A 25039-nucleotide genomic window follows, 5' to 3' on the forward strand; every position below is an offset into this window, starting at 1 on the left:
CTTAATCCTCCTCGACCTGGTCCGGCTTCCAAGTCCGCAGCAGCCAGATGAAGATCCCGATCAAGAAAAAGGCGCCCGGCGACAGCAGCATCAAGCCGTTGGGGTTGTACCAGCCGCCATCCCGCGTCAGCGGCAGGATCTCGATGCCGTAGAGCTTGCCGGAGCCGAAGAGCTCACGGAAGAAGGCCACCAGCAGCAGGATCAGGGAGTAGCCGAGACCGTTGCCCAGGCCGTCGAGAAGGCTCGCCACCGGACCGTTCTGCATGGCGAAGCCCTCGGCCCGCCCCATGATGATGCAGTTGGTGATGATCAACCCGACGAAGACCGCGAGCTGTTTGCTGGTGTCGAACAGGTAGGCCTTCAGGATCTGGTCCGCCAGGATCACGAAGGAGGCGATCACCGTGAGCTGCACGATGATGCGAATGCTCGACGGAATGTTGTTGCGCAGCAGGCTGATGGAGAGGTTCGAGCCCATCAGCACGGCGATCACCGCACCGGACATCACGACCGAGGTCTCGAGCTTGGTGGTCACCGCCAGGGCCGAACAGATACCCAGCACCTGAAGCGCGATCGGATTGTTGTTGAACAACGGGTCCAAAAGGACCTTGGAGCTCTTCTCGGCCATCAGGCAGCACTCCTTTGTTGCCGGAAGTTCTCGAGATATGGACCAAAACCGTCCGGCCCCATCCAGAATTCCAGCATATTGGTGACTCCACGACCGGTGATGGTGGCGCCGGAGAGACCGTCGACGCTGTAGGGATCGGAATCCACCGAGCCGGCGGCTCCCTTGATCACCTCGAGGGCGACGACTCCCTGCTCATCGAACAGCTTGCGGCCGGGCCAGAGGGCTTTCCACGAAGGGTTGTCGACCTCACCGCCGAGACCGGGGGTCTCCTTGTGGCGGTAGTAGGTGATGCCGGCGACGGTCTCGGTGTCGGCCTCGATGGCGAGGAAGCCGTAGAGGGTTCCCCACAGGCCGTAGCCTTCGATCGGCAGCACCAGCTTCTCGATGGTGCCCTGATCATCCTTGAACTTGTAGACCCGGGCATACTGCGCCACTCGTCGCACGCTGGCCTTGTTCTGCGGCGCCCGGTAGCTCATCGCCGGATCGTTCTGCGCCTTCAACGGGTTGTAGGTCGCCGGGTCGATGCCGTCGACCTCGACCTCCTTACCCTCTTGCATATCGACCAGCACGACATCGGTCGCGGCGAAGAAGTCCGCCACTTCCTCACTCGTTGGCTTGTCCCCGGGGGCGATCAGGCCGGCCGCCTGGAGCACGTTGCGCTGCTCGTCGAGGGCCTCGTTGGCGGTCTGCAAGTCCTTCAGCTGGACCGCCGCCGTCGACACCAGAATGGCGCACACGACGCACAGAATCGCCGAAAAGATGACCGTGTAGATCACGCTATCCCGCTGCATAACGTGCCTCCCGACGTTTGATGTTAGCGCGCACCACGAAGTAGTCGATGGTCGAGGCGAAGACGTTCATCAACAGAATCGCCATCATCCAGCCCTCCGGATAGGCCGGATTGAGGGTCCGCACAAACAGGCCGACCACTCCGATCAAGAAGCCGTAGATGAACTTGCCGGTGTTCGAATGGGCCGCCGATACCGGATCCGTGGCCATGAAGACGGTGGCGAAGGCGAAGCCGCCGATCACCAGGTGCCACTCGAAGGGGACATCGAAGAACGGGTTGGTGTCAGAGCCGACGGCGTTGAGCAGGAAGGCCGCCGCCGCCATGCCGAGGACGGTGCTCAGCATGATGCGCCAGGAGCCGATGCCGGAGGCGATCAGGATGACCGCCCCGATAAGGCAAGCCAGTACCGAGGTCTCGCCCATCGAACCGGGAACCGTGCCGAGGAAGGCCTGCCACCAGTCGAGGCCCTCGGTCAGAACCACTTGACCGCTCTCGGCGGCCTGCGCCAGCCAGGTGGCACCGCTGTAGCCATCGGGGCTGGTCTGGGCGGCGATCCACACCTTGTCTCCGGAAATCTCCGCCGGATAGGCGAAGAAGAGGAAGGCGCGGGCGGTGAGCGCCGGATTGAGCACGTTCATGCCGGTGCCGCCGAAGATCTCCTTGCCGATGACGACGCCGAAGATGATGCCGATGGCAACCTGCCAAAGCGGAATGGTCGGCGGCAGGGTCAGCGGGTACAGCATGCCGGTCACCAGAAAACCCTCGTTGATGTCGTGCTTGCGCACCACCGAGAAAATCGCCTCGGCGTTGCCACCGACGATGAAGGTCACCAACAACACCGGCAAGAAGTAGAGCGCTCCGTGGGTGATACAGGCGACCACGTTCTCCGGGTCGAAGGGCATGTTGAGCCACTCCATCGCCCGGGTGCGCCAGTTGTCGAGCGGCAGCGCCCCGGCGGCGATCGCCCGGTGAGCCTGCAGCCCGGTGTTGTACATCGCCATGTAGATGGCCGGAATCAGCGCCACCACCACGGTCACCATCATGCGCTTCAGGTCGAGGCCATCGCGCACATGGGAGGCCCCTTCGGTGACTTCGTCCGGCGTGTAGAGAAACGTGTCCGGTGCTTCGTAGAGGGGGTAGAGCTTCTCGAGCTTGCCCCCCTTCTCGAACAGCGGTTTCTGCTTGTCGAGTAGCTTCCTCAGAAACTTCATCAGCCTTCCTTCTCGATCGTCGTCAGGACATCCCGCAGAAACGGCCCGTACTCATACTTTCCCGGGCAAACGAAGGAGCACAGGGCGAGATCCTCTTCGTCGAGCTCCAAAACGCCGAGCTGTTCGAGCTGCTCGACATCGCGCATGGCGAGGGCGCGCAGCAAGAAGGACGGCGGGATGTCGATAGGAAAGACCTTCTCGTACATGCCGATCGGCACGATCGCGCGGTGCGATCCGTTGGCATTCGAGTTGAACGCGAACTTCTTGCGTGGCAGCAGCTTGGAGAGAAAGACGTTGGTGATGGAGAACTTGTTCAAGCCCGGTCCCATCCAGCCGAGAAACTCGCGCTCGCGGCCCTCACGAATCACCGACAGGTGATGGTGGAAGCGGCCGAGATAGCCGTGCACCTCGCCTTGCGCCTTGCGGCCGGCGAGCACCGAACCGGAGATCAAGCGCTGCTCTCCGTCGTGGACTTCCCCGGCGGCGAGCTCGTCGGTGGCCGCACCGACGCGGGTGCGCAAAAGCCGCGGACGGATAACGCCGGGACCGGCCAGGGCCACCACTCGGCTCATCGAGAGCTGACCACTCTGGAAGAGCTCGCCGATGGCGATCACCTCCTGGTAGTTGGTGTGCCAGACGGTCTTCTTGCGGAACACCGGATCGAGCCAGTGGATGTGCACTCCAACCGTCCCTGCGGGATGGGGGCCGACGAACTCTTCGACCTCGAAGAGGCCGGCGCTCGGTACCGCAACGTCGGTACCGGGGGCCTTGCAGACGTAGACCTTGCCGCTGGTCAGCTTGGCGAGCGCCGTCAAGCCAACCTCGAAAGCCTTCTCCTGGCCGGCCAGCACCACCGCCGCATCCGGCGCCAGGGGGCTGGTGTCCATGGCGGTCACGAAGATCGAATGCGGTTCCGAGTCGACCGCCGGAGCCTTGCCGAAGGGCCGCGTGCGCAGCGACGGCCACATTCCCGACTCCACCAGCAGGTCGCGCACTTGGTCGCGCTGCAGCGCCTCGGCGGGTTTGCCGGAGTAGCTCTTGAAGCGGACCGACTGGGCGCGACCACCGTGTTCGATGGCGGCGAGCTCGATGACCACCGATTGCAGGGCGCGGCGCGCCCCTCGGTTGACGGCGACGACCTTGCCGGAAGCCGGCGCCGTGTAGCGCACGCCGGGGTTTTTCTTATCGTCGAAGAGGAGCTGGCCGCGCGTCACGGCATCCCCGGCGGCGACGTGCATCGTGGGCTTCATGCCGACATAGTCGTCCGCCATTAGCGCGACCCGGGACGGCGATTTGGCGTCCTCGATGGTCTGCTCCGGCGCCCCTTCGATCGGCAGGTTCAGCCCCTTACGGATCTTGTGCAGTGCCATGGGCTTCGTTCCAAAGCTGGTCGCTCCTCAGACGAGGCGCGACTGTTGTCGTCAAATCCCCGCGGGCATGGTGCTCCGAAGGGCAAACTCAGCATTCGCGAATGGTGGCCCTGCTGAAGTAGTCAGGTCCACGACCGCGAAAATACAAACCTACAGAGGATCCAGCCTCCAGACGCAGAACTGGCCCGATCCCGGGGGATAAATCCTGGAACCTGGCTTCTGTTGCATGGGGCTTTCAGCTCCGACTCAGGACTCTGGTCGGTCTTGTCGCTGCGAGGTAGGCCGAGGCGATCGAACACCGTCTCTCCCCGACGTACCGCGCTCGGTGGCGAGTATATACCCCGGAAGGCCCTCACCGCGCCATTTTCGACCCGGGAAGCTCCAACAGAGCTTGCCGAAAGACGCAACTGTCCGGCCTAAGTCCGCGTATCTAAAGGTGTGAGCGAAATCTTGGCACCGATGACCATCGCCCTGTTGTTCGCCGAAGGCGTCTCCCTCTGGCTGACCCGGCGCTTGCTGCGCCGAGTTCGGCGCACCGCCGCCGGCCCTCCGGCACCGCTGCAGCGAGCCCACGCCCTCGGCCGGTACGTCGCCGCCCATCGCTTCGTCACCCGCGGCGATCACCGTCGCCTCGGCGATCGCGCCGTCGAGCGTGCCGGTGAAAGGGTCCTGAACTGGAACCTCTTCGCCCTTCCGGCAATCACCGCCGCCGCCGCCATCGCCTGGGTGTCCCTCGGACTGTAGCTTTTCAGGGGGGTAAAGGCGCGCCCCTCAGGCCTGCGCGGCCCGGCGACGCACAGGTCGTGCGCCTCGCGACCGGCCAGACTCTCCGTTTCCGGGGCGACCCAATCCTGGGCGACCCCATCCAGGACGGCCCTAGTTTCTCAGCAGCCTGCCGGCTCAAGCTCGCCCGTGATAGGGCGTACCTTCTTGCTTCACACCCACTGAAAAGCGTACCGTTGGGCGCCATGAGCCGCTTCGATTTCGATTCGGATCCGGATGCCGGACTGGCCGCCGAAGAGAAAGCCGAGCGCCGCCGCCCGCGGCGCTTCAAGGTGGTGCTCCACAACGATGACTACACCACCATGGACTTCGTCGTCGAAGTTCTGGTGCGGCATTTTCACAAGAGCCCGGCAGAGGCCACACACGTCATGTTGCAAGTGCATCACAAGGGCATCGGTGTCGCCGGCATCTACCCCAAGGACGTGGCGGAAACCAAGGTCGCCGAGGTCACCGCCGAGGCCGAAGCACGCGGCATGCCTCTGCTGATGACCGTTGAGGAGGCCTAGGAGCCTCGAGGACGAGCGATCATGAAACTGGCCCAAGATCTCGAAATCTGTCTCACCGTGGCGGTCTCCGAAGCCGGCCGCATGGGCCACGAGTACGCCGGCCTCGAGCACCTGCTCCACGCCCTCACCCTCGACGAAGGAACCGCCGAGGTGTTGCGCCACGCCGGCGCCAACGTGCGGCGCCTGCGCGACCGCCTGCAGACCTTCCTCGACGACGAGCTCGAGCCAACGCCGCAAGATCGGCCGATCGAGCCCCGCCTGTCCCTCGCCCTCCACCGCACCCTGACCCGCGCCGGCGCCCAGGTCGAGGGTGCCAGCCGAGACGAGATCGAGGGACCGGACTTCCTGGCCGCGGTGTTCTTCGAAACCGAGTCCTTCGCCGTTCAGTTGCTCCAGGAGGAGGGCATCAGCCGCCTCGACGTCATCAACTACCTGGCCCACGGGATCTCACGCGCCGAGGACTCGCCTCGCCCGGCCGCCCAGCCGACCCCCGAAGGCGACTTCGACGAAGACGACGAAGGAGCTTCCGCCGCCGATGCCCTCGCCGCCTTCACCCAGGACCTCACGGCCCTTGCCGAGGGCGGCGCCATCGATCCCCTGATCGGGCGCCGCCAGGAACTCGACCGCACCCTCCAGGTGCTCCAGCGGCGGCGCAAGAACAATCCCCTCTTCGTCGGCGATCCGGGCGTCGGCAAAACCGCCCTGGCCGAGGGCTTCGCCCGCCGCATCGCCCGGGGCGAGGTCCCGGAGCGCTTCGCCGAAGCGCGGGTTTACCGCCTCGACCTCGGCACCCTGCTCGCCGGCACCCGCTACCGGGGCGACTTCGAGAACCGTATCAAGGCGGTGCTGACGGCCCTCGAAGAGCAAGACAGTCCGATCCTCTTCATCGACGAGATCCACACCCTGGTCGGAGCCGGCAGCGCCGGCCGCGGCACCCTCGACGCTTCCAACCTCCTCAAGCCCGCCCTCCAGGGAGGGCGCCTGCGGCTGATCGGCGCCACCACCTGGGAGGAGCTCCGCCAGAGCTTCGAGCGCGACTCGGGCCTCGCCCGCCGCTTCCAGAAGATCGAGGTCCGGGAACCTTCCGTCGAGGACACGGTCCAGATCCTCCAAGGCTTGCGGGAGCAGTACCAGGGCCACCACGGGGTGCGCTATACCGGCCCCGCCTTACGCGCCGCCGCCGACCTCGCCGGCCGTTTCCTGCGCGACCGGCGGCTGCCGGACTCGGCCCTCGACCTGCTCGACGAGGCCGGAGCGGCGGTTGCTCTCAAGGGCGGCAAGCAGGTCGGAGCCGCCGAGATCGAGAAAGTCGTCGCCGGCATGGCGCGGGTTCCTCAGGTCACCGTCAAGGGCGACGATCGCGAGCGCCTGCGCCACCTCGAGGCCGAGCTCAAGGAGCGGGTCTTCGGCCAGGACGCCGCCCTCGAACGTTTGGTGGACGCCATCAAGGTGGCGCGCGCCGGCCTGCGCGAGGAGCAGAAGCCGGTCGGCTCGTTCCTCTTGACCGGCCCGACCGGCGTCGGCAAAACGGAGGTCGCCAAACAGCTCGCCGAGCTCCTCGGCGTCGCCTTCCTGCGCTTCGACATGAGCGAGTACCGCGAGCAGCACACGGTCTCGCGACTGGTGGGAGCGCCCCCGGGCTACGTCGGCTTCGATCGCGGCGGTCTGCTCACCGAGGCGGTGAGCCAGAGCCCCCACGCCGTCCTGCTCCTCGACGAGATCGAGAAAGCCCATCCGGACGTTTTCAACCTCTTGCTGCAGGTGATGGATCACGGCACCTTGACGGACACCAACGGCAAGGCCACCGACTTTCGCCACGTCATCCTGCTGATGACCTCGAACGTCGGTGCCCAGGAAATGGCTCGCCGCAGCCCCGGCTTCGTCGAGGCCGAGGCCGGCACCGTCAAGGCCTCCGACGGCGACCGCGCCGTCGAGCGCCTGTTCAGCCCCGAGTTCCGCAACCGCCTCGACGCCCGCCTGCGCTTCGCCGCCCTCACCCCCGAGGTCATGGTGCGCATCGTCGACAAGCTGATCGACGAGCTGCGCCAGCCCCTGGCGGCCAAGAAGGTGCACCTCGAGCTGACGCCCGCAGCCCGCCAGCTCCTCGCCGACAAGGGCCATGATCCGGCCTTTGGCGCTCGCCCCCTGGCGCGAGTGATCGAGGACGAGATCAAGCGGCCGCTCACCGATGAGCTGCTCTTCGGAGCCCTGGCGAAGGGCGGCAGGGTGCGAGTCGCCGTGGAGAAAGGGAACTTCGTGCTGAGCTTCGGGGATCCATGACCGCCGATCCCAGCGAGCTCTCGGGCGCGCAGCTCGAGATCACCGGTCTGCTGCTGCGCTGGCGGTCCGGAGACGAGGAAGCCTTCGAGGCCCTGCTACCGCTGGTCTACGAGAAGCTGCGCGCTCTCGCCCGCACTCAGCTACGCAGCGAGCGTCAGAACCACACCCTGCAAGCCACCGCCCTGGTGCACGAGGCCTACGTCCGCCTGCTCGGCGACCAGACGCCCGACTGGCAAGGTCGCGCACACTTCTACGCCGTCGCCTCGGTGGTGATGCGGCGGGTTCTGATCGAGCATGCTCGCGCTCTCAATCGACAGCGCCGCGGTGGCGGAGCGGTCCAGGTCGAGCTCCAGGACGACCTGCTGTTCACGGACCCCGCCGCGACCGCCGAGCTGGTGGCCCTCGACGACGCCCTCGGGCGCCTCGAGGAGCACGACCTGCGCAAGGCCCGGGTCGTCCAGCTACGCTTCTTCGGCGGTCTCACCCTGGACGAAGTCTCCGAGGTCCTGCGGGTTGCGCCGGTGACGGTGGTGCGCGACTGGCGCATGGCCCGCGCCTGGCTCCTCAAGGAGCTCGGCGCCACCGCTTAGGGCCCTTTCGCCCCCCGGGCCGGCCCCCAGGTCAGCCCCTCCCTCCCCCGGCCCAACGGGCCATGACCGAGTTTTCTCGATCCCGGCGCAACCAGGAATAGGTACGCATTCATTCGCCGAACGGGGCACCCCGCGAAGGCATCCATCAGGAGGTTTCATGCGCCCGATCTATTCCCGACGCCGTTGTCCATTCTTCCTTCTGGTTCTGCTCGTCGCTGGCCTGGCTCTTGCTCAAAGCCTGGCTGCCGAGCAGGCTGTCATCGAACCACCGGATGGCACCTTTCAAGCTCCCGCGGCAGCTTCCTCCGTCGACAGAATCTGGCTTCAGCACTGGGGACAAGGTTCGGGTCAGGGGGCGTACCTCGAACTGAAGCCAGCGCCACGCGATGCGAGCCCGGATCTCCCCTGGCTCGCCACCACGGTCCTCGCGGACGGAAGCTTCGGAACCGGCACATTCGTCGAGATCGCCGGTACTCGGACGGAGATCTCATCGGACCTCTGGCTGCCCCAGGGAGAAGAGCTCTACGTCTTCACCGAGACCTACCAGGTCAGCGGACAGCTCATCGGACCGCACTCAGAAAAGCCCAGCACAGTCACAGGCCGACTCCTCGTCTTGAGGCAAGGGAGTCGGGACTTGCGAGTTCTGTCCGTTGAGAGAACCGAATCTTCCAAGGCCAGCGCCATCGCCGCTGCAGGAAACTTCCAGGCTCTGACCGGTGCCGTTTCGAACCTCGGCAGTGGCAACCTACCGCCGGTTTTCGAGCAGGGCTGTGACGATGCTCCCATCGACAACTGCGGAGCCTCGTTCTGCGGCTGTACCAACGACCTCTACATCGGCGCAGGGATCGATCTTGGTCTTTGCTTGACAAGCATCGCCGTGGGAGTGATCTCCTGCGCCTGCGCCGCGGTTCCCGGCACCAACTTTGCCTGCCTCGTTGGCTGCGGCGCTTCGATTCCAGGGCTCAGCTTCTGCCTCGACTTCCTCACCACCGACCCGGTCGAAGGTATCGGTAACTGTACTCACGCTAGCCTCGAGTGCTACTGCCAGCAGTTCCCGGCGCAGTACGGCCATCTCTGTGAGGAAGTCAGCTTCCTGCGCAGTGCAGACGTCGGTGCCACCGGGCTCCTTTCTGCAGAATCCGTCGAAATTCAGGCTGAATGTCGGGCCTCGAACGGACTCGTCCGCGATTCGGGAACCGTCACCCTGAACGACAATGGCACCTTCAAGGAAATCCTGGACGAGTGCGCCGAAGGCGACCAGGTCGTGTTCGAGACGCCTCGAGTGCAAACGCCGAACATCCCCGACCACCGACGGCGGACCTGCATCCTCGACTCCACCGTTCCGACGAGCAACGTTTTCGGGAGCGAAGATCTGACCTTCCAGTTCGACTGCACGTGCAACGACGTGGTGAACCAATGCCCGCGCATGTCGCTTTCGGCACAAATCACGGGGCTCGAGGCGGACGAAAGCCTGTCCTACGTCATCGGGATCGGTCCGTCCTCCGGCGCCACCGGAGAATTTCTCGCCACCCTCCAGGCTCAAGGGTCCTCCGACGGATCCAGTTTTCGCGCCAACCTGCAGAATGCCGATGGCTCCGGCGCCGCCAACGGCTATCAGGGTTACCAGGTCAACTTCATTTCCCGAGTGAGTGGTCCGGAACGCTGCCAAGTGACCGACAACAGCCCGATGCCCGGACCGTCCGGAGGTCGGAGCTTCCTCTTGCTCGACATCGATTGTTCCTGCAACGAGCGAGGGGCCGAGGGCGATGACGGCTGTGGCTCGACTCCCCTCGTCCTCTACCAAGTCGGCGCCCAGATGGACCTCGACACCTTCGATGGCGTCGAAGGCGAGGGCAGTATTCGGGCCGCAATGGATGTCTACGACCCCTTCCACGGCGGGCTCGTCGCCAGCGACACGGTCATCGTGAATGCCGACGCCGAGGTCAGCTACTTCGGCCCCCTGGTCGAGGAAGGAAGCCGGGTCGAGCTTTACATTCAACAGTCAGGCATCGGCATGAACTGCGGCAACTTCGTGCCCAATTCCTTCGAGATCAACAACGACACCGTGGCCTGGGTCGCGTGCACCACCGGACCACGCTACGACTGCGAAGTCTTGGGGATCTGCGACGACGATTGTCAAGACGTCTGGACCTTCATCGGTGAAGGAGAGATCGAAGTCATCGACGAGGGCGGGGAAACCTCCTCCCAGCCGGTCGACATCTATGAGCTCCTCGGCTGTTCGGGCAACTACGAGCTCGGCGGCCAGCGCACTGCCGGCACGGCCGCAGCGGCCGCGACGCCATCGAATTTGATCGGCTCGAAGGTCTTCGTGCGCAACCGCGAGAACTCCACCTGGTCTGGAGTCATCGAGGTTACGGGAGTCGCCCGCGACGACGAGGATGGCGTCAGCCAAATTCGCGCCTTCGTCGACGGACAGCCGGTGGCCCTCACCGACCTCGCCATCAACACCTTCGATCCGCTGACTTGCAGCGAGTACCAAACCGCAAACTGCAACCCCAACTCGGGATTCCGGGCCAAGCTAGACACACGAGGCTTCAGCGATGGTCCGCACACCCTCAGCATCGTCGCCGACCGCGGCCCCGGCACGGTCCCCGGCATGCGAAACGTCACCCTGAACTTCGCCAACGGCAACCAAGCCGAAGAGAACGACTCGGCTCCAGGCGCAGTGCATTTCCCGACCGAGATGGCCTGTGGCGCCGCCGGCTCCGCGAGCATCAGCGTGCGCAACACCGGCACTGCAACGTGGACGGCGGCGGCGGGCTATCGCCTCGCAGCGGTCGGGAATTCCGATCCAGTAGCGACGACAACGTCCTTTCCGATTCCGCCCGGTCAGAGCATTGCGCCAGACCAGACGGTGACTTTCAATTTCCCATTGCAGGCCCCGACCGCAGAAGGAACCTATCGTTCCGACTGGCGGATGCGAAAAACCGGCGTCGGCGGTTTCGGTCCGTGGATCGCTGTCCGCGATGTCGTGGTGACCTGCAACACGTCGGTCAATGATTCGAGCTTGCTTTCGGTCAGCTTTCCAAGCGAGCTCGAGTGCGGAACCACCGCAACGGCGACGGTGACCCTGCGCAATACCGGCACCACCACCTGGGACAGCGGCAGCGGCTACACACTGCGCGCACCGAGCGGTAGCGATCCCCTGGCAACCGTCACGAGCATTCCGCTCACCGCTCCGGTACCGCCGAACGATGGCAGAGCTTTCCAGATCCCCCTGCGAGCACCGGACACCGCCGGCAGCTACACCTCTCACTGGCGCATGAGCCGGTTCGCGTCCCTCTTCGGTGACGTCGCCAGCGGCACGGTGCAGGTGACCTGCTCGGACGGTGGCGGTGGTGGTGGCGGCGGAGGCGGCCAGCAGGAGGTCGACAACGCCTCGCTGGTGGCCGCCAATCTGCCGAGCTCGCTGCCCTGCTCCGGCAGCATGACCGCCAGCCTGACCTTCCAGAACAATGGCACCAGCACCTGGAGGGCGTCGGATGGTTACCGCCTGCGCGCCGTCGACGGCAGCGATCCCCTCACCAGCACGGTGGTGGTGCCGCTGCCCTCGAGTGTCGTCGTGGCTCCCGGCCAGCAGCACACCTTCCAGGTCGCGCTGACGGCACCGTCGGCGAGCGGCACCTACCGTACCGACTGGCGCATGGATCGCCTGGGCTGGAGCCCTTTCGGCGCCTTCGCCCAGTCCGACGTCGCCGTCTCCTGCGGCGGTGACGGAGGGGGTGGCGGTGGAGGGGGTGGTGGTGGCGGAGGGGGTGGCGGAGGGGGTGGCGATACCGACGCCGCCCGCCGCCTCGCCGACACCCTGCCGGCATCGCTGGGTTGTGGCACGGTGCAGGCCAGCATCACCTTCGAGAACACCGGCAACACCACCTGGAGCCGCGACGCCGGCTACGAGCTGCGCGCCGTCGGAGGGACCGATCCGTTCTCCCAGAGCACGCGGGTGCAGTTGCCGAGCGGGGTCCAGATCGGTCCGCAGCAGCAGCACACCTTCGGCCTCACTCTGACCGCGCCCGGAACTCCCGGCTGGTATCGCACCGACTGGCAGCTCCACCGCGAGGGCACGCCCTTCGGACCGGACATCAGCCGCGATATCCAGGTCACCTGCAGCGATGGCGGCGGCGGTACCGACGACGCCATCTTCCACGACTCCAATCTGCCGCTGTCGATGGAGTGCGGTGACGGCCTGTGGGCCGAGATCTGGGTGCGCAACGTCGGCACCACCACCTGGACCGGCGCCGAGGGCTACAGCCTGCAGGCGATCGGCGGTATCGATCCCCTCGCCGGCACCGCCAGCATGCCGCTTCCGGCCGGCGAGACCGTCGAGCCGCAGCAGACGGTGAAGTTCCGCCGCTGGTTCGAAGCCCCGAACCAGGAGGCCTTCCTGGTCTCTGACTGGAAGATGCACAAGACCGGCCACGGCACCTTCGGAGCCCTCATCGCCATGGAGGTCGAGGTGATGTGCTTCTCCGGCGGTGACGGCGGCGGAGAACCATGAGTCCTATCGGGCCGTAAGGCCTGCCACTCACCGGGGCGGCCCACGTCGCCCCGGTCTTTTTGTATTTACGAGCCACCAGGATTAGGCTGGATCACCCGCAACGGACGGATCCGAGGAACGATGAGCGCAAACAACGCCCGCTGGAAGAAGCTCGACGACCTGTTTCACCAGGTGAGCGAGTTGCCGCCCGATGAGCGCCAGCCCTTTCTCGACCGCGCCTGCGCCGACGACGCGGCCTTGAAACGGGAACTGGAAGGTCTCCTGGCAGCGGATGTACTGCCCGACGGCTGGATCGATGGCTCGGCCTCGCAAACGGCGATCGAGCTGATCTCTTCGGACCAGCAGTTCCCTCGGGGAGCGTTGATCGGGCGCTACCGAGTGCTCGACACCCTCGGCCATGGTGGCATGGGGGTCGTCTACCTCGCCGAGCGCAGTGATGGCCACTACGACCAGCGGGTCGCCCTCAAGGTGATCAAGCAGGGCATGGACACCGCTGCCCTCCTGACCCGCTTTCGCCGCGAGCGGCAGATCCTCGCCAACCTCGATCATCCCGGCATCGCGCGTCTCCTCGACGGCGGCGCCACTCCCGAAGGTCGCCCCTATCTGGTGATGGAGCACATCGAGGGAGAACCGATCGATCAGTACGTCGGAAAGCATCGACTGGCGATCGATCAGCGTCTCGACCTGTTCCTGGAGGTGTGCGAAGCCGTGCAGTTCGCGCACCGCAACCTGATCATCCATCGCGACCTCAAACCCTCGAACATCTTGGTGACCAAAGACGGAGCTCCCAAGCTCCTCGACTTCGGCACCGCCAAGCTCCTCGAAAGCTCGGAAGAAGGCCAGACCGCCTACGACATGCGCCTCCTGACGCCCGGCTACGCCAGCCCGGAGCAGCTCGACGGTCGCCCAATGACGACCGCCTCGGACGTCTTCGGTCTCGGCGTCTTGCTCTTCGAGCTGCTCACCGAGCGCCATCCCTTCCGCGAGGCCGGCGTCGACCGCCAGGCGATGGCCTATGCGGTAACCGAGCGCCCGGCCCCGAGGCCGAGCACGGTGGCGCCGAGGAACCGGCAAACGCGCCTCCGGGGCGACCTCGACGCCATCACCCTGTGTGCCCTGCGCAAGGAGCCCGAGGATCGCTACGATTCGGTCGCCGCCCTGATCGAAGACATCGAACGCCACCGCACGACCAAACCGGTGCGCGCCCGGCAAGGAGATCGGCGCTATCGCGCCCAGCGCTTTCTCAAGCGCCACCGGCTGGTGCTGGGCGCCACCTTGGTGACCTTGACCATGGCCGGGCTCTGGCTGGCGGCCCTGGTGCGGGAACAGCGGGAAACGCGCCAGGAAAAGGTCCGCCTGACCGCGATGACCGAGTTCATGCAAAGCCTCTTCGACGGCTTCGATCCCCTGCGCGGGGAAGAGCAGCCGGTGACCGCCCGCGAGATGCTCGACCGGGGAGCGGATCGCCTGGCCGGCGAGCTCGGCGAAGCGCCGGAGCTCGAGACCGAAGTCGCCAAAGTCCTGGGAGAGATTTACACCAATCTCGGTTTTCCCGAGAAGGCCCACGAGATCCTCCTTTCGGCGCTCGCCCTCGAGCGCGAGCGCCTGGGGAATCGCCCACGACAGCGCGCCGACCTCCTCAACCGGGTCGACGCCGCAGAGATCAGCTTCAACGACCTCGAAAGCGCGCGCCGCCGTCTCGAGGGCAACCTCGTCGAGCTCGAATCGGCCGGCCTCGGCGACAGCCTCGAAGCCGACAGCGGCCGCCTGCGGCTCGGCGCCCTGCTTCGTACCTCCGGTGAGTATGACGCCGCCATGGCGCTCCTCCAGCCGGCTCTCGACGGCCTGCGCACCCACCCCGAGGAAGCCGCCGAGCGAATCGACATCGCTCTGGTCGAGTTGGGCTTGACCCTCGGGCACTTGCAAAGGCCCGAGGCGGCCCGGGACTTGATTCAGGAGGCGGTCGATCGACGCAGCGCCCGCCACGGCGACGACCATCCCAAGACCATCGTCGCCCTCGAAGCCCTGGGAGCCCAGCTCTTCGATCTCGAACAGCTCGATCAGGTGGAGGAAATCACCGGACGCGTCCTCGTCGCCCGACGCAAGATCTTCGGCGACGATCACCCCAGCGTGCTCGCCAGCTACTTCAATCGCGGCGCCCTCTTCGCCACTCTCGGCAACTATCAAGAGGCCGCCGAGCACCTGGCCGAGGCCCTCGACCGAATGCGCAATCACCACGACAAGGAGCACCCGCAGATCGTGCCGGCGCTGCTCTGGTCGGCCCGTGTCGGCTTCGACCGCGGCGACCTCGAGACGGCCCGCACCCATGGCCGGGAGGCCTTGGTGAGGGCCCGTCCGGGCTTTCCCGAGGGTCATCCGATCATCGTCGACACGCTCACCCTGCTCGCCCGAATCGAGCGCGATGCCGGACGACCCGCGGAGGCACGCAAGCTCCTGGAAGAGGCTCGCACCACGGCCCCGAACAACCATGAGCGGCGACTCGTCAACCTCTATCTGGCCGAGCTCAGTCTCGACGAGGATCGCCTCGAGGAGGCGGAGGAATGGCTCGAGCGAATCTCTCAAACTCCCGGCCGAGGCGACCTCAGGCTCAGGACCCGAGCGGACATCGCTCGAGGGTCGATTGACCTACGGCGCGGAGAACTCGAACAGGCCGAGGTGCATCGACAACAAGCCTTGAGCCGCGCCGTCAAGAGCCTGAGCGTCGCCGACCAGCTTCTGCTGGAGATTTATCAGGCCGCCATCGACCTGGCCGCCAACCGCCCACAGCTCGCCGAAGAGCGCAGCCGCAAGGCCCTCCATCGAGCCCACGAGACGGTGGGACCGAGGGCAACGCGAACGGGCCAGTGCGAGCTCGCCCTCGGACTGGCACTGCAAGCCCAGGGACGAGCTTCCGAAGCTCGCTCCCACCTCGAAAAGGCCGAGGCCTTGCTGCCAGCGCCCCGCGACCGGCCGCCTCAGGGATCCCCGACGGCACGGCAAGCGCTGGCGAACCTCTCCTGACGGAACCGTTGCGGAGGAGCCTAGGAGACAATCAGGGACCTGCCTGGCTGGGCTTCGACGATCACCGCGAACGAGACAGTCCCAGCATCGTCGAGCGTCACGATCTGGACAGCGAAATCGAGCCCGCCGCCGCCGTCCTTCGAGGCGCTCCTCGCCGGCCTGGTCGAAGACGAATTGGTCCGGGTCTGCGAAGGCTCACCAAGAAGCCCTCGACCGGGCGATAAGATCTTGCGCGAGAGATGACCACCTCCGAGCCAACCCAGGAAGCGCACCAAGTCACCGGGCTCTTGCAACGCTGGCGGGCGGGGGACGAGGCCGCCCTCGAGGCTCTCGTGCCGCTGGTCTACGAAACCCTCCTCAAGATGGCGCGAGGACAGTTTCGCCGCGAACGGGTCGACCACACGCTGCAACCGACGGCCTTGGTTCACGAGGCTTACGTACGTCTTCTGGGCCCGCAAAACCCCGAGTGGGAGGATCGCACCCACTTTTTCGGCATCGCCGCCCTGGTGATGCGCCGCGTCCTGATCGACCATGCCCGGTCCCATCAGAGCCTGCGGCGCAGCGACGGATCCCTCAAGGTGGACTTCGAAGAGGCCTTGGAGGTCACCAGCCCCCAACGAACCACGGATCTGCTGGCCCTCGACGAAGCCCTCGATCGGCTCGAACGGCGGGATCCGCGCAAGGCGCGCTTGGTGCAGCTCCGCTTCTTCGGCGGTCTGACCCTCGACGAGGTCGCCGAGATCCTTCAGGTCTCCCAGGCGACGGTGGTGCGCGACTGGCGCTTGGCGAGGGCCTGGCTGCTGACCAAGCTCGGCTCCGAGAATCGCGGGCCGAACCTGTCGGCCACTCGGTCAGGCCGTGTCCATCCTCCGGCCCCTCGCAGAAGCCCCCACCAAGACTGAGCCAGGGCAAGCGAGCCACCTAGCAGGTTGCTGAAAAACTCGTCGGCAACCTGCGACCGGGCCCGAGAGGGCCCGGCGGTGGCGTAGCCGCCGCGACGGGAGAGGAGGCCCAAGAACCGCGCTTCTTGGGCCGGAGCGGGACGCGTAGTCAGGGGCGCGTAGCCCCTCTCGGAAAAACAGCTAGCAGCGCTGGAAAAGTCGCGAAGCGGACTTTTTCAGCAGCCTGCTAGAGCCCCCTGCCGGCCTCCCCAGGGGCCACCTTCAGCACCGAGCTCTTCGTCTGCTCGGTCCCCCTGCACCCTCGCTTTCTCGTCGAGGCATTCCACCTCGACCCAACCCTCTTCGAGATTCGATGACGGAGCCTGCGACGAGCCACCGCAGCTTGAAGTAGGTACACACATCTGCTGACCGGTGACGTTCCACCGAATCTCTGGAGACTGCATGCGCCCGAAATCCGGTTCGCCCCGACGACTCGTTCTCGCCTTCGCTCTGATCACCACCCTGACCGCCTGGCCTGCGTCAGCGAGTCAGGACCTCTCGACTCCCGCTGGCCGCGAGACGGTCATCGAAGAGCACTACACCACCGTCGCCAAGGCGACCGGTGATGCGCTTCGGCTCGAAGTCTCGAGTTTCCTCCACCTGACTCGAGAAGAGTTCTCGAATCACTCCTGGTTGTCCCTTGTCACACCCCCCGAGGGATTCCTCATCGAGCTCGAAGAAACGGGTTCCTCCGGACCGATCGGACCGCGCTTGACCGGCTCATGGAGCGACCAACCGCTCCCTCCCTACTTCTCTCAGCCTGATGCGACACTGGTCAGCTCGCTGAGCCTTCGAAACGTCATCGACGAGCTCACCAACGAAGATCGAGCCTGGCGCAAAGTGAAATATGTCACTTCTTTTCGTGTCCAGGCCTCCCTCGGTGACCAACAGAGGGACCACTACGCCATTGCCTTCTGGTTCGCCACCGAACGAGGTACCAGCGTCTCCTACCGACTCTTGGACGCTCTCATACCCCACATCGCGACCGCTATCGGTTGGATCGCCGACGATGACCGCAGCAGGCAGTCAGCAGCGAAGCCCTCATCCTTGGCGGAATCCCAGCAGGCCGAAGCGACCACATCCAGCTCGCAACAGTGCGTAGCCTGGGAATTCGACCTGTCCCGCGGCTATGACTTCAGCCCCCCGGATTGGGTCGGTTCCTACGGCGCGCAACCGATTCCTGGCATTCCCAACGAAGCCCTCTCGACCCCCTCACACAACGGGCACCTGGCAAACGTCACGGCCGGTTTCAAGTGCAAGTGCACCGAGTCTTGCATCGCCCGGTCTTCCCCCTTTCCGGTGCTGGGCTCAGGGGCCTGCGTCGCCAATCCGAACATTGGAACCTGGTGGAGGTGCCATCGTCTGAGTCCAGGCCCTGGCGTTGCCACCAGGAACGACCTCGGCGACTCGAATACCAGAGCCCTGGGCACCATCGGCTGGGGCTGCGCCTACAAGGTCTGCCCGTTTTGTCTGTGTGGCGTCACCGTTGTCGCTGCTTACAATGGCTTTGCGCTCGAGCTCCAGCTTTCCCCGTTCGACGCCGTGCCCTGGAAGGCCGAGTACAGCGAGTACTGCCCCGCCTGTCGCACCAGAGTGCCGGTCACACTTCGAGTCACCGGCCTCGATCTGGGCCAGCACGCCAACCTCAACGTCCTGCCGAATCCAGGGTTCTTTCCCGATAGCGAGTACCAGAGAATTCACGGCTTGGCGGACGGCTCGCCCGTGACCTTGCCCCTCGACTACACGATGGTCGACGGCTCCTCGGTGCGAGTGAAGTTCATCTCCGGCAGCCAGGGAATCTCCTGCCCACGCGTCGAAACCACCGTGTCGGGGGCAACCACCATCGAAGTTCAGTGCGACTGCCAGTCATCGGCCGATGGCGAGGACACCTGCGGCGGTGGCACCCAGACGCCACCCGGGCTCTATCAAGTGGGCGGCGAGATCGACGTCGACACCTTCGATGGGGAGGAGAGCGAGGGATCGGTTTCCTTGGAGTTGTTCGCCTACAGCGATCAAACGGGCGCCCTGATCGCCAATGAAGTCATCACCGTCACGGCCCATGCTGGCCCGACCTACTTCAGCTCCCTCGTTGCGGAGGGCAGCCAGGTCAACCTGACCATCCGACAAACCGGCACCGGCATGCAATGCGGAAGCGTGGTACCGAGCAGTTTTCAGATCTCCGGCGACACCGTGGCCAATATCGGCTGTACTGTCGGACCGGAGTACTGGTGCCACCTGTTCGGCAACTGCGAAGGCAACCAGTGCCGGGACGAGTGGACCTTCATCGGCGAAGGGGAGATCGAAGTTACCGACGCCAGCGGCAACACCGAAACTCAGCCGGTCGACATCTTCGAGTTGGCCGGATGCGCGGACAACTGGGGCGAGGAGGAGCTCGGACAGCCTGTCACCGAGGGCGGAGATCCGCCGTCGACGTTGGTCGGCTCCAAGGTCTTCGTGCGCAACCGCAGCGGCAGCACCTGGTCCGGCACGATGGAGATCGTGGGCGTGGCGCGCGACGACGAGGACGGCGTCAGCCGCATTCGCGCCTTCCTCAACGGCAATCCGGTGCCACTCACCAACCTGCAGATCAACCAGCCGGACCCGTTGACCTGCGGCGAGTACTCGACTCCCAACTGCAACTCCAACACCGCCTTCCGAGGCCATCTCGACACCACCGCCTTCGCCGATGGGGTTCACACCCTGAGCGTGGTGGCCGACCGCGGACCCAACACCGTCCCCGGCATGAGGAACATCACCGTGGTGTTCGACAACGGCAACGGCGGCGGCACCAACGATGCCGAGATGTTCTCGGTCAACTTCCCGTCGAGCCTCGACTGCGATCAAACGACCACCGCGACGATCTCGGTCGAAAACACCGGCACCACTCAATGGACCTCCGCCGACGGCTACCACCTGTTCGCTCGCGGTGGTTCCGACCCACTGGCCGACAGCACCGCCATCGGCCTGCCAACCAACATCACGGTCAATCCCGGCCAGATCTATGCTTTCGAGATTCCCCTGCAGGCGCCTTCCACGGAGGGCACCTACACCTCCGAATGGCGCATGAAACAGACCGGCGTCGGGGAGTTCGGCCCGGTGGTCAGCCGCAACGTCACCGTCTCCTGTGGCGATCCGGAGCACGACGCCCAGCCGACGCTGATCAGTTTTCCCAGCGAGCTGACCTGTGGCGAAAGCGCCACCGCCAGCGTGCGCATGAAGAACACCGGCACCTCCACCTGGACCGGCCCTGGCGGGTTCGGCCTGCATGCTCCGAGCGGCGCCGATCCCCTGGCGACCACCCAGGCGATCGCCGTCGACGGAGTGGTGTCCCCGAACGACAGCGACCTCTTCACCATTCCGCTGCTGGCGCCCGCCGAGGCCGGAACCTACACCTCCCATTGGCGGATGGCCCGGGGCAGCAGCCTCTTCGGAGTCAAGGCCACGGCGACCGTCACCGTCACCTGCGAAGGTGGCGGCGGCGGCGAGGATCCGATCGACAACGCCACCGTGGCCAGTTCGACGCTCCCGACAACCATGGCCTGCGACGGCAGCACCACCGCCGTCGTCACCATGCGAAACAACGGCACCAGCACCTGGACGGCGGCGAACGGCTATCGCCTGCGAGCCGTCGGCGGCAGCGATCCGCTGACCAACGACCTCGAGGTGCTGCTGCCGGCCAACCTCAACATCGCACCGGGGCAAGAGCACGACTTCTCCATCCCCCTCGAGGCACCGGGAACCAGCGGCACCTACCGCACCGATTGGCGCATGTTCCGCCAGGGCTGGAGCGAGTTCGGGGGCATGGCGGTGGCCGATGTCACGGTGGACTGCGACGGGGGCGGCGGTGGCGGTGGCGACACCGATGCCGCCCAGCTCCAGTCGGAAACCCTGCCGGGAACCATGGGGTGCGGCACCCAGAACGCCAACATCACCCTCAAGAACACCGGCAACACCACTTGGACCCGCGCCGGCGGCTACGAGCTGCGGGCCATCGGAGGCACCGACCCCTTCACCAGTAACACCACCATCCGCCTGCCCTCGAATGCCTCGATCGGACCCGACCAGAGCCACACCTTCCAGGTCGCCCTCACGGCACCCGGAACACCCGGCTGGTACCTCACCGACTGGCGGCTCCACCGCGTCGGAACCGGAGGCTTCGGACCGCAGGCCATCCAGAACGTCAACGTCACCTGCACCGACGGTGGTGGCGGAGGCACCGACGACGCCACCTTCTACGACTCGAACCTGCCTCTCAGCCTCGACTGCGGAGAACGAGTCTGGGCCAGCATCTGGGTCAAGAACGTCGGCACCACCACCTGGACCAAGGCCGACGGGTACAGCCTCCAGGCCATCGGAGGCACCGATCCTCTCGCCAATACCGCCAACATCCCGTTCCCCGACGGCGTCACCACCGGGCCTCAGGACACGGTCGAGTTTCGACGCTGGTTCGAGGCCCCCATGGAAGAGGACTCCTACCTCTCCGACTGGCAGATGAAGAAGACCGGCAGCGGCACCTTCGGATCGCCAATCCTCCTCGAGGTCGAAGTCTTCTGCGACGGAGAGGAACCTTGATCGCGGGGACCTGAGCAATTGCGGTCCTCCGTTCCCGGGGCGCCGGCGCGGTGGCGCCCCGGTCTTTTTTCCTCGAGCGTCAGGATCCGAGCAGCGGTTGCCAGGGTCGGAACGAGCACCGCGACTTGTACTATTCCAATCACTCGGCGGACCTGGCCCAGCACCCAGACGTAGAGTCCGCCCGATTTCCGAGAACCAGCTCTGACTTCATTCTCCATGAGCGAAACCGAACGCTGGCAGCGACTCGACAAGCTCTTCCACCGGGCCTGGGACCTTCCACCGGAGGACCGAAAGTCCTTCCTGCAAGCTGAATGCGGCGACGATTCCCTCCGTGCCGAAGTCGAGTCCCTTCTGGCAGCCGCCGAGTCGCCTTCCGGCTGGATCGACGGCACCGCCTCGGACGAGGCCTTCCAGGTTCTGGCGACGGACCAGATCTTCCCGTCCGGTACCCGGATCGGTCGCTACCGAATCGTCCGTCCCTTGGGCCACGGCGGCATGGGATCCGTCTACCTCGCGGAACGGGGCGACGGCTACTTCAACCAGCAGGTCGCCCTCAAGGTCATCAAGCGCGGTATGGACACCGAGTCGATCCTCGAGAGATTCCGCCGCGAGCGCCAGATCCTGGCCCAGCTCGACCATCCCTCGATCGCCCGCCTGATCGACGGTGGCGCCACGCGCGATGGTCGCCCCTACCTGGTGATGGAGTACGTCGAAGGCGAGCCGATCGACCGCTACGCCGAGTCCAACCAGCTCACCATCGATCAACGCCTCGACCTGTTTCTGAGGATCTGTGACGCGGTGCGGTACTCCCACAGCAACCTGGTCATCCACAGGGATCTCAAACCGAGCAACATCCTCGTCACTCCCTTCGGCACGCCGAAGCTGCTCGACTTCGGGACGGCGAAGCTCCTGGAAAGGGTCGACTCCGAACAGACCGCCCACGAGCTGCGCCTGATGACGCCCGGCTACGCCAGTCCCGAGCAGATCGAAGGGCGTCCCGTGACCACCGCCGCCGATGTCTTCGGCCTGGGAGTTCTTCTCTACGAGCTGCTCACCGGCGCTCACCCATTTCGCCACAAGTCCGCGAGTCGTCAGCAGGTCGCCGCCGCCGTCCGCGAGCTCGAGCCTGCCCGACCGAGCGTGGCCGCCGCACCAGAGCGAAAGCTGCGCCTCACCGGCGACCTCGACGCCATCGTGCTGTGCGCCCTGCGCAAGGACATCGCCGAACGCTACGACTCGGTCGCAGCCCTCTCCGAGGACCTCGAGCGGCACCGGTCCCTACAACCGGTGCGAGCACGGCAGCGCAGCCTGCGCTACTCCGCCAGCCGCTTTCTGAGGCGAAACGTCTATGCCATGGCGGCCGCCTTCATCGCTGCCGTTTCGATCCTCGCCTTCGGCATCCTGCTGCTTACCGAACAGCGCCAAACACAGCGCGAGAAAGTCCGCGCCGAGATCATCACCGACTATCTCAAGGGCATGTTCGAGGGCTTTGATCCCCTCCACGGGGTTCCCGCTCCGGTCACCGCGCGGCGCATGCTCGACCGCGGAGTCGAGCGCCTCGAGCAGGACTTCCAGGGCCAGGAGAGGCTCAAGGCCGAGGTTCTGACGGTCCTGGGCGAAATCTACGGCAACCTGGGGCACGTCGCCGAATCTCGCGACCTCTTTCTGCGCGCCCTCGAGATCGAATCGCGGATGCCCGGCAAACGCACCCGGCAGCGAGCCCAACTGCTGGCGCTGGTTGCCGACGCCCGGATCGAGGCCGGAGATTTGGAGACCGCCTCCCGCGACCTCGAGGCATCCCGCCAGCTGCTCGGGGACTCCGGCGCCGGCGACCGCATCGAGCTCGCCAAGGTCGGTCTGCTGCAGGGCCGCATTGAGCGCCTCCGCGGTCGTAATCAACGGGCCGAACGACTCCTGGTCGACTCGCTGGAAACTCTCCGGAGTGCTCCCGAAAGCGAAAGCGAGGTCCTAGAGGACGCATTGATCGAGCTCGGCACCCTGCGGCGCATCCAGGTGCGCATGGAGCCAGCCCAGGCTCTGCTGCGTGAAGCCGTCGAAAGAAGGAGCCAGCGCTACGGAGACGACCACCCGCAGACCGTCATCGCCAGCGAAGCACTGGCGGCGGTATGGTTCGAGACCGGGGAAATCGAGCGAGCCCGGGACCTGATGCTCCGCGTTTTCGAAGCTCACCAACGCAATCTCGGCGAGGATCATCCCCTGGTGATCGCTTCCTACTACAACCTGGGGGCGGTGGCGGCGACGCTCGGCGACTACCGGCAAGCCGAAGCGAACCTCGCCGAGGCGCTGCGCCGCATGCGAGCCTCCTCCGGCGACGACCACCCCCATCTCGGCAGCGCCTTGATGTGGGCGGCCCGGGTCGCCCTCGACCGTGGTCGCCTCGGAACCGCCCGGGAGCTCGCTGCCGAGTCCCTGGAACGGGTTTCTCGCCTCTATCCCGAGAACCACAGCATCATCATGGACGGCTGGCACCTCATCGGTCATGTCGAGCGGGCCTCGGGCGACCTGGAGGCGAGCCGTCAGGCCTTCGAGCGGGCCATGGGGCTGGCCCCGAATAGCTACACCGGTGCCTTGTCCCGTCTCTTCCAGGCCGAGGTCGCCCTCGACCTAGGCCAGCTCGACCGGGCCTCGCAACTGATTGCTGAGATCCCGCCCCGTCCGAAGAAGAACGATGTCCGCCGAGCGATTCGTCGGGCGTCGATCGAAGCAGCCCTGGCGCTGCGCCGAGGAGATCTCGATCTCGCTTCTTCCTTGCTCGAACAGGCCCCGGTCGGCAAGATCGAGACCCTCATGCTGCCCGACCGACTGCGCTACCAAAATGTCGAGGTCGCCCTCGACCTCGCCCGCCGCCGACCCCACCAAGCGGAGGAAAAAGCCCGCCAATCCCTGGCGCTGGCCCTCGAGACGATCGGACCGCAAAGCCTTCACGCCGGTCAGGCCGAGCTCGGCCTGGGCCTCGCGTTGATCGATCAGGGGCGAGATCGGGAAGCTACTCTCCACCTTCAGCGCGCGATCGAAGTACTACCGCCAACCATCGATCGCCCACCCCACGGTCATCCCTCGGCCCGCACCGCCCTGCGACAAAGCCAAAGCAGCCACTGACCCGAACGCCGGTTAGGATGGCCTCCGCCCGGACCGCGCCGAACCGGTTCCGGGTGGGGAGGACCATGGAGCCAGATCTCGAAGCGGGCGAGCACGGCTCGCCGACCAGCGCCGGCCAGGTGACGCGACTCTTGCGACGCTGGCGGGATGGGGATGAAACCGCCTTCGAAGCCCTGGTCCCCCTGGTCTACGACGAGCTCAAGAACCTGGCTCGACGGCAGTTGCGCCGGAACCGCCGCGATCACACCCTGCAGCCGACGGCGCTGGTTCACGAGGCCTACGTCCGGCTGGTCTTGCGGCAGCGCCCGAACAGCACCAGCCGCAGTCATTTCTTCGCCATCGCGGCCATCGTCATGCGCCGCGTGCTGATCGACCACGCCCGGGCCCACTTTCGCCAGCGCCGTGGCGGTGGGGCGATTCAGGTCGAGCTGGAAGAGGACTTTCTGCCGTCGGATCCCCAGCGCTCGGCGGACCTGTTGGCCCTCGACGAGGCTCTCGATCGCCTCGAAAAAAAGGACCCGCGCAAAGCCCGTGTCGTCCAGCTTCGCTACTTCGGCGGCCTGATCCTCGACGAAGTGGCCGAGGTTCTGGAAGTGGGACAGTCGACCGTCGTGCGCGACTGGCGTCTGGCCCGCGCCTGGCTGATCAAGGAGTTGGGCCCGCCAGGCTGACGGCGGATTCCGACCGCTTCCCTAGCCTGAGCCCTATGGC

At 65.7% G+C, this 25039-nt stretch carries 14 protein-coding genes; 10 read left to right on the plus strand and 4 right to left on the minus strand.

From position 1 onward, the window contains the following. Position 1 precedes the first annotated feature (1 nt). The 4 genes from AAF604_12900 to AAF604_12915 are packed head-to-tail and all read right to left on the minus strand — an operon-like array spanning position 2 to position 3990. Positions 2-625, minus strand: a complete 624-nt coding sequence (locus AAF604_12900; protein ID MEM7050556.1) for an NADH:ubiquinone reductase (Na(+)-transporting) subunit D — start codon at positions 623-625, stop codon at positions 2-4. Beyond that, on the minus strand, positions 625-1416 hold the full coding sequence (locus AAF604_12905) for a Na(+)-translocating NADH-quinone reductase subunit C (protein MEM7050557.1): 792 nt from the start codon (positions 1414-1416) through the stop codon (positions 625-627). The genes AAF604_12900 and AAF604_12905 overlap by 1 nt, the downstream gene beginning before the upstream one ends. Next, positions 1403-2626 (minus strand): NADH:ubiquinone reductase (Na(+)-transporting) subunit B, encoded by a 1224-nt coding sequence (locus tag AAF604_12910; GenBank protein ID MEM7050558.1) that lies wholly within the window; start codon positions 2624-2626, stop codon positions 1403-1405. The genes AAF604_12905 and AAF604_12910 overlap by 14 nt, the downstream gene beginning before the upstream one ends. After that, positions 2626-3990 (minus strand): Na(+)-translocating NADH-quinone reductase subunit A, encoded by a 1365-nt coding sequence (locus tag AAF604_12915; protein ID MEM7050559.1) that lies wholly within the window; start codon positions 3988-3990, stop codon positions 2626-2628. The genes AAF604_12910 and AAF604_12915 overlap by 1 nt, the downstream gene beginning before the upstream one ends. A gap of 444 nt (positions 3991-4434) precedes the next feature. Between AAF604_12915 and AAF604_12920 the strand changes: the two genes are divergently transcribed. The 10 genes from AAF604_12920 to AAF604_12965 all read left to right on the plus strand — a co-directional run bounded on the left by AAF604_12920 (position 4435) and on the right by AAF604_12965 (position 24999). Next, complete coding sequence (locus AAF604_12920) at positions 4435-4740, plus strand: hypothetical protein (protein ID MEM7050560.1); 306 nt, start codon at positions 4435-4437, stop codon at positions 4738-4740. A 224-nt stretch (positions 4741-4964) separates the two neighbouring features. Then, positions 4965-5285, plus strand: a complete 321-nt coding sequence (locus AAF604_12925; protein MEM7050561.1) for an ATP-dependent Clp protease adaptor ClpS — start codon at positions 4965-4967, stop codon at positions 5283-5285. Positions 5286-5306: 21 nt separating this feature from the next. Continuing rightward, positions 5307-7565: an AAA family ATPase gene (locus tag AAF604_12930; protein ID MEM7050562.1), complete on the plus strand. Its 2259-nt coding sequence runs from the start codon at positions 5307-5309 to the stop codon at positions 7563-7565. After that, the gene (locus AAF604_12935) at positions 7562-8155 is read left to right on the plus strand and encodes a sigma-70 family RNA polymerase sigma factor (GenBank protein MEM7050563.1); all 594 of its coding nucleotides are present in this window, start codon (positions 7562-7564) and stop codon (positions 8153-8155) included. The genes AAF604_12930 and AAF604_12935 overlap by 4 nt, the downstream gene beginning before the upstream one ends. A gap of 634 nt (positions 8156-8789) precedes the next feature. After that, positions 8790-12674: an NBR1-Ig-like domain-containing protein gene (locus tag AAF604_12940; GenBank protein MEM7050564.1), complete on the plus strand. Its 3885-nt coding sequence runs from the start codon at positions 8790-8792 to the stop codon at positions 12672-12674. Positions 12675-12794: 120 nt separating this feature from the next. Beyond that, complete coding sequence (locus tag AAF604_12945; GenBank protein ID MEM7050565.1) at positions 12795-15695, plus strand: tetratricopeptide repeat protein; 2901 nt, start codon at positions 12795-12797, stop codon at positions 15693-15695. Positions 15696-15934: 239 nt separating this feature from the next. Then, the gene (locus tag AAF604_12950) at positions 15935-16597 is read left to right on the plus strand and encodes a sigma-70 family RNA polymerase sigma factor (protein MEM7050566.1); all 663 of its coding nucleotides are present in this window, start codon (positions 15935-15937) and stop codon (positions 16595-16597) included. 441 nt (positions 16598-17038) lie between these two features. After that, on the plus strand, positions 17039-21208 hold the full coding sequence (locus tag AAF604_12955; protein ID MEM7050567.1) for an NBR1-Ig-like domain-containing protein: 4170 nt from the start codon (positions 17039-17041) through the stop codon (positions 21206-21208). A 216-nt stretch (positions 21209-21424) separates the two neighbouring features. Continuing rightward, the gene (locus AAF604_12960) at positions 21425-24328 is read left to right on the plus strand and encodes a tetratricopeptide repeat protein (protein MEM7050568.1); all 2904 of its coding nucleotides are present in this window, start codon (positions 21425-21427) and stop codon (positions 24326-24328) included. A gap of 65 nt (positions 24329-24393) precedes the next feature. Further along, entirely contained in the window at positions 24394-24999 is a 606-nt protein-coding gene (locus tag AAF604_12965) for a sigma-70 family RNA polymerase sigma factor (protein ID MEM7050569.1), read from the plus strand. Positions 25000-25039: the final 40 nt, after the last annotated feature.

Source organism: Acidobacteriota bacterium, assembly GCA_039028635.1.
Classification (GTDB): domain Bacteria; phylum Acidobacteriota; class Thermoanaerobaculia; order Multivoradales; family JBCCEF01; genus JBCCEF01.

What these genes read in the sequence shown, in the direction of transcription:
- AAF604_12930 (MEM7050562.1), top strand. Translation starts at nt 5,307, where the DNA reads ATGAAACTGGCCCAAGATCTCGAAATCTGTCTCACCGTGGCGGTCTCC.
- AAF604_12935 (MEM7050563.1), top strand. Translation starts at nt 7,562, where the DNA reads ATGACCGCCGATCCCAGCGAGCTCTCGGGCGCGCAGCTCGAGATCACC.
- AAF604_12950 (MEM7050566.1), top strand. Translation starts at nt 15,935, where the DNA reads ATGACCACCTCCGAGCCAACCCAGGAAGCGCACCAAGTCACCGGGCTC.
- AAF604_12955 (MEM7050567.1), top strand. Translation starts at nt 17,039, where the DNA reads ATGCGCCCGAAATCCGGTTCGCCCCGACGACTCGTTCTCGCCTTCGCT.
- AAF604_12965 (MEM7050569.1), top strand. Translation starts at nt 24,394, where the DNA reads ATGGAGCCAGATCTCGAAGCGGGCGAGCACGGCTCGCCGACCAGCGCC.
- AAF604_12900 (MEM7050556.1), bottom strand. Translation starts at nt 625, where the DNA reads ATGGCCGAGAAGAGCTCCAAGGTCCTTTTGGACCCGTTGTTCAACAAC.
- AAF604_12905 (MEM7050557.1), bottom strand. Translation starts at nt 1,416, where the DNA reads ATGCAGCGGGATAGCGTGATCTACACGGTCATCTTTTCGGCGATTCTG.
- AAF604_12925 (MEM7050561.1), top strand. Translation starts at nt 4,965, where the DNA reads ATGAGCCGCTTCGATTTCGATTCGGATCCGGATGCCGGACTGGCCGCC.
- AAF604_12960 (MEM7050568.1), top strand. Translation starts at nt 21,425, where the DNA reads ATGAGCGAAACCGAACGCTGGCAGCGACTCGACAAGCTCTTCCACCGG.
- AAF604_12910 (MEM7050558.1), bottom strand. Translation starts at nt 2,626, where the DNA reads ATGAAGTTTCTGAGGAAGCTACTCGACAAGCAGAAACCGCTGTTCGAG.
- AAF604_12945 (MEM7050565.1), top strand. Translation starts at nt 12,795, where the DNA reads ATGAGCGCAAACAACGCCCGCTGGAAGAAGCTCGACGACCTGTTTCAC.